This window comes from Streptomyces sp. NPDC054770 (genome assembly GCF_053611985.1).
In genome coordinates this window covers 1-5056 of the sequence record NZ_JBSHBL010000170.1, presented here as the reverse complement: position 1 = coordinate 5056, position 5056 = coordinate 1, and the positions used below count along the sequence as shown (strand labels likewise).

Genomic DNA, 5056 nt, shown 5'->3' with positions numbered 1-5056 from the left:
GCGGGCCGGTGGGGGCTGGTCGCGCCGGTGATCCCTACGGCAGTGCGTGCACGTGGGCGCCCACCGAGGACGACCACGCGTTGCCGGCCGCCGCGTCCCAGTTCGTCGACCAGGTCATCGCGCCCCGCAGGTCGGGGTACGCCGTCGACGGCTTGAAGGAGCCGCAGTTGGTGAGCTTGGTCAGGCAGTCCAGGGCGTTGTTGACCACGGTCGGCGAGACGTAGCCGCTGCCGGCCGCGCTGGTCGACGCCGGCAGGCCGAGGCCCACCTGGGAGGGGCTCAGGCCGCCCTGGAGCTGGATGCAGGCCAGCGCGGTCAGGAAGTCCACCGAGCCCTGGCTGTACACCTTGCCGTCGCAGCCCAGCATCGAACCGCTGTTGTAGTACTGCATGTTGACGACGGTGAGGATGTCCTTGATGTTCAGGGCCGTCTGGAAGTACCCGTTGGACGTCGACTGCATGTCGATCGTCTGCGGGGCCATCGTGATGATGAGCGAGGAGCCCGCCTTCGACGAGAGCGAGCGCAGCGCCTGGCTCATGTAGGTGGCGTTGATGCCGTTCTCCAGGTCGATGTCGACGCCGTCGAAGCCGTACGTCTGCATCAGCGAATAGACGGAGTTGGCGAAGTTCGTCGCGGACGCCGAGTCGCTCACCGAGATCGTGCCGTTCTGGCCGCCGATCGAGATGATGACCTTCTTGCCGGCCGCCTGCTTGGCCTTGATGTCGGCCTTGAACTGGTCGACCGTGTACCCGCCGAGCCCGGCGGAGTCGAGGGTGAAGCTCACCGCGCCCGGTGTGCTGGTCGCGTCCGCGAAGGCGACGGCGATGATGTCGTACGAGGACGGCACGTCCGAGATCTTCTGGACGGTGGCGCCGTTGTTGAAGTTCTGCCAGTAGCCCGTCACCGCGTGCTTGGGCAGCGAGCCGCCGCCGTTGCCGCCGGTCGCGGTCGTCGTCGCCGTCACCGCCGACGACTTCGCCGACTCACCCGCCGAGTTGGTCGCGGTGACCTGGAAGGAGTACGACGTCGAGGCCGCGAGCCCGGTGACCGTGGCCGAGGCGCCGCTGACCGCCGAGACCTTGGTGCCGTTCTGGTAGACGTTGTAGCCGGTCGCGCCCGACACCGCGCTCCAGGACAGCGACGCGGAGGACGACGTCGTACCGGAGACCGCGAGGCCGGTCGGGGTCGCCGGGACGGTCGGGGCCGGGTCGGAGCCGCCACCGCCGTCGGGGCCGTAGACCGAGACGTCGTCGGCGTAGTAGGCGGCCTGGCCGTACCAGCCGTGCGTCCAGACCGTCACCGAGGTGGTCGAGGCGCCGGTGGTGAAGGTCGTCGACAGCTGTGTCCAGGACGTGTTGGGGGTCCAGGTGGACACGTCCGTGGTGCCGGTGCCGGTCACGCCGAGGTAGGTGTAGGAGCCCTGCACCCACGCGCTCAGCGTGTAGGTCGAGTTGGCCTTGACCGCCACCGTCTGGCTGCACTGGGCGTAGTCCTGCCCGGCCGGGGTCGCCTTCAGCGCGGCGGCGCCGGAGTGCACGGGGGAGGAGACCGTCGTACCGCTGCCCGCGGAACAGGTCCAGTTGGACAGGCCCGATTCGAAGCCGGGGTTCTTCACGTTGTTGACGTCGGCGGCGGAGGCCGGTGCGGAGGCCAGGCCCGCCATCGCGAGGGCCGTGGCGAGGGTGGCCACGGCCGACCAGGTTCGGATGCGTCGACGTCCGGTGTGGGGGGACGCCAGTCGGGGGATGAGTCTGAGCATGACAATCAAGGTGGTCCAGACCAATTCGAGTGTCAATAGGTCTGGACCAAATTCAAAGGGTTGGGCGGCCGGGGGTGGGGGGCAAGGTCGGTAGTACGGAACTCGCCTTGTTCATATGCTCAACCTGTCCCGATTTGACGCCACTTGTGTGGTCACGGATCCCAGACAGCTACACAAACGCTGTTCTCCGGTCACAGACGCGTGGATACAGTGCTGAGGAAGTCACGCAATGAAGTCGTCCCGGCTCATTGGAGTAACACCGGTGGGCCGCCGGGTGTGAAGAGCGGGGAGCTGCGCGTGCCAACTGCCATTGCCGTGACCAGTGCCGACATGGCCCTGCCGGTCCAGGACGAGCGGACCATGCCCGCGGTCGTGCTCCGGGACCTCGACCAGCGCCCGCTCGAACAGACCCTCGCCGAGTTCGTGGCCCTCATCGAGCAGTACGGGCACGTGGTCGTCCTGTACTCGGACGCCGTACCGGAGGCCGTGGTCCGGCGCCTGCACACCCTGCGCTCCCTCCTGGAGAGCGACCGCATCGCGCTGTTCCGCCCCGACCTGCCGCCGCTCGGCATCGCCGTCCTGGCCCGGCAGCTGCGGCAGCTGGCCTCCTGCGACCTCAGCCCCGGCGTGCTCGCGTCGGCCGGCCGGCTGCTCACCCACTACATCCACTCCGGCGCCGTCCTCGGCTCCGTCACCAAGCTGGACCGCGTCCCGGTCGGCCTCAAGGCGCACGCCAAGTCCTGGATGCCCGGCACCCAGTTCGGGGTCGTCGCCCACCCCGAGCCGCAGCTGGTCCGGATCGCCCCCGACGCCGTCCTGACCGGCCCCGAGTTCAGCACCTGGATGCTGGTCGCCAGGGGGCAGCTGCAGTCGGACTGGATCGGCGGCCTCGCCAAGGCCTGGGGCGCGCACGGCCTGCGCGAGACCCCGCTGCCCGCCGAGTCCTCCGTGTGGTGGGGCACCGGCCGGATGATCGAGTTCACCAGCTACCTCGCCGACCTGTCGGTCCTCTACCAACTGGTCACCTCGGTACGGCAGACCAGCTGCCACTGGTGCGGCATCGACGTCATCGGCGACCGCTGTGTCTTCTGCTCCGCCACCCCGCCCGACTACGACCCGCCGGCGCCCCGCGCGCTGGAACAACGGACGCCCGCCTGACCCGCACCACGCACCACGCACCGCCACCGCTCGGTTCCCCCACTTCCCCCCGCTTCCCCGATGAGGTCGCACGGTCCATGAACTCCCGTCAGCGCCGCGGCGTGATACTCCTGATCCTGTCGGTGATCTGCGCGCTCGGCGCGTTCGCCGGCGTGCTGTCGGTCATCGACAACGCGAAGTCCGAGGTCGGCCCCAAGGTCACCGCGTACGAACTCCGCTCCGACGTCGCGCCGTACACCACGTTGAGCGCGAGCCAGTTCAAGAAGATCTCGATGCCCGAGCGGTGGCTGTCACCCAACGCCGTCACCAGCCTCGGCCAGATCCAGGGCAAGATCGCGGTCACCACGCTGAAGCAGGGCTCCCTGCTCCAGACCGACATGATCGTCGACCAGCCCGCGCTCAAGGCGGGCCAGCAGGAGGTCGCGATCATGATCGACGCGGCCACCGGGGTCGCGGGCAAGATCACCCCGGGCTCGCTGGTCAACGTCTACGCCACCTTCGAGGGCAAGCAGCAGACCGACCCCGACCAGTCGAAGATCATCGTCACCAACGCCCGGGTCCTGGACGTCGGCAAGATCACCGCGCTGGAACCGGACAACAAGAACCAGCAGCCCACCGACGCCGTCCCCATCACCTTCGCGCTGTCCACGCTCGACGCCCAGCGCCTCACCTACGCGGAGTCCTTCGCCCAGCGGGTCCGGCTCGCCCTGGTCGCCCCCGGCACCACGACCACCGTGCCGGACAAGGACCGTACCTACGAACTCGCGACGGACAAGTGAGAGGCGCCCTCCATGCCCATCAGGATCCTCCCCGCCGTCGGTGACGCGGACGCCGTCCGCTCCCTGGTCTCCCTGCTCAGCCAGCTCCCGGACGCCGAGCCGCTGGCCCCCGTCGTCGACTCCACCCAGCTCGTCGACACCCTCGCCCGGTCCGCGGCCGAGTCCGTCGACGAACTCCCCGAGGTCGTCGTCGTCCACGAACGCATCGGCCCCGTCCCGGCCCTCGAACTGATCCGCGAGGTCGCCCTGCGCTTCCCCGCCGTGGGCGTCGTCCTGGTCACCACCGACACCAGCCCCGGCCTGTTCGCCGCCGCCATGGACTCCGGCGCCCGCGGCCTGGTCGGACTCCCGCTGAGCTACGAGGAACTGGCCGGCCGCGTCCAGGCCGTCGCCCAGTGGTCCACGGGCGTACGACGCCATCTGGGCCACGGCGCCGACGTGTTCGCCGGCGTGGGCGGCACCGTCGTCACCGTCAGCGGCGCGAAGGGGGGCACCGGCGCGACCCTCGTCGCGGTCCAGATCGCCCTCGCCGCGCAGGCCTCCGGCCACTCCACCGCCCTCGTCGACCTCGACCTCCAGACCGGGGACGTCGCCTCCTACCTGGACGTCCAGTTCCGCCGCTCGGTCGCCGACCTCGCCGCGGTCAACGACATCTCCCCGCGGGTGATGGCCGAGGCCGTCTTCCGCCACGACTCCGGGCTCGCCCTGCTCCTCGCACCCGCCGAGGGCGAACGCGGCGAGGAGGTCACCGACCGCGCCGCCCGCCAGATCCTCAGCTCCCTGCGCTCCCGCTACGAGGTGGTGATCGTCGACTGCGGCGCACAGCTCGGCGGGGCGGGTGCGGCGGCCGTGGAGACCGCGGACCTCGCCCTGCTGGTCACCACGCCGGACGTGGTCGCCGTACGGGCGGCGAAGCGGACGGTGCGGATGTGGGACCGGCTGCAGATCCGCAAGGCCGAGGAGACGACGGTGGTGGTCAACCGGTACACCCGCGCCACGGAGATCCAGCCGGCGCTGATCCAGCGGATCACCGGGACGGCACTGGCGGGGACCCCGATCCCGGCGAACTTCAAGGAGCTCCAGGGCGCGGTGGACGCGGGCCGCATGCACGAACTGGACTCACGGAGCACGGTGAAGCAGGCGATCTGGGGGCTGGCCGGGGAGCTGGGACTGGTACGGACGGCCGAGGGGGCACCGCCACGCCGGTCCGGGACACGGGCCCGGGGCGGGGAGCGGGCGGCGGTGGGGTTCCGGCGGCGGAAGGAGCTGCCGTGAGAGGCCGTCGGCCGGGTGCCGGTGCGTGGGGGCTGAGCGCGCAGTTCCCCGCGCCCCTTCGGGGCGCTCAGCGCCCCTTTAGGGG

General features: G+C 70.4%; 4 protein-coding genes. 3 read left to right on the top strand and 1 reads right to left on the bottom strand.

The annotated features are described in order from the left end of the window. Window positions 1–34: 34 nt before the first annotated feature. A complete protein-coding gene (locus ACWGKQ_RS51810) occupies window positions 35–1663 on the bottom strand; it encodes a chitinase (RefSeq protein WP_453299116.1) in 1629 nt (542 codons plus the stop codon). Window positions 1664–2089: 426 nt separating this feature from the next. Here ACWGKQ_RS51810 and ACWGKQ_RS51805 point away from each other — a divergent pair, with 426 nt between their 5' ends. The 3 genes from ACWGKQ_RS51805 to ACWGKQ_RS51795 all read left to right on the top strand — a co-directional run bounded on the left by ACWGKQ_RS51805 (window position 2090) and on the right by ACWGKQ_RS51795 (window position 4971). Then, window positions 2090–2917: a hypothetical protein gene (locus ACWGKQ_RS51805; protein WP_453299115.1), complete on the top strand. Its 828-nt coding sequence runs from the start codon at window positions 2090–2092 to the stop codon at window positions 2915–2917. 77 nt (window positions 2918–2994) lie between these two features. Next, a complete protein-coding gene (gene cpaB / locus ACWGKQ_RS51800) occupies window positions 2995–3696 on the top strand; it encodes a Flp pilus assembly protein CpaB (protein WP_453299114.1) in 702 nt (233 codons plus the stop codon). 12 nt (window positions 3697–3708) lie between these two features. Beyond that, on the top strand, window positions 3709–4971 hold the full coding sequence (locus ACWGKQ_RS51795; RefSeq protein WP_453299113.1) for an AAA family ATPase: 1263 nt from the start codon (window positions 3709–3711) through the stop codon (window positions 4969–4971). Window positions 4972–5056 lie beyond the last annotated feature (85 nt).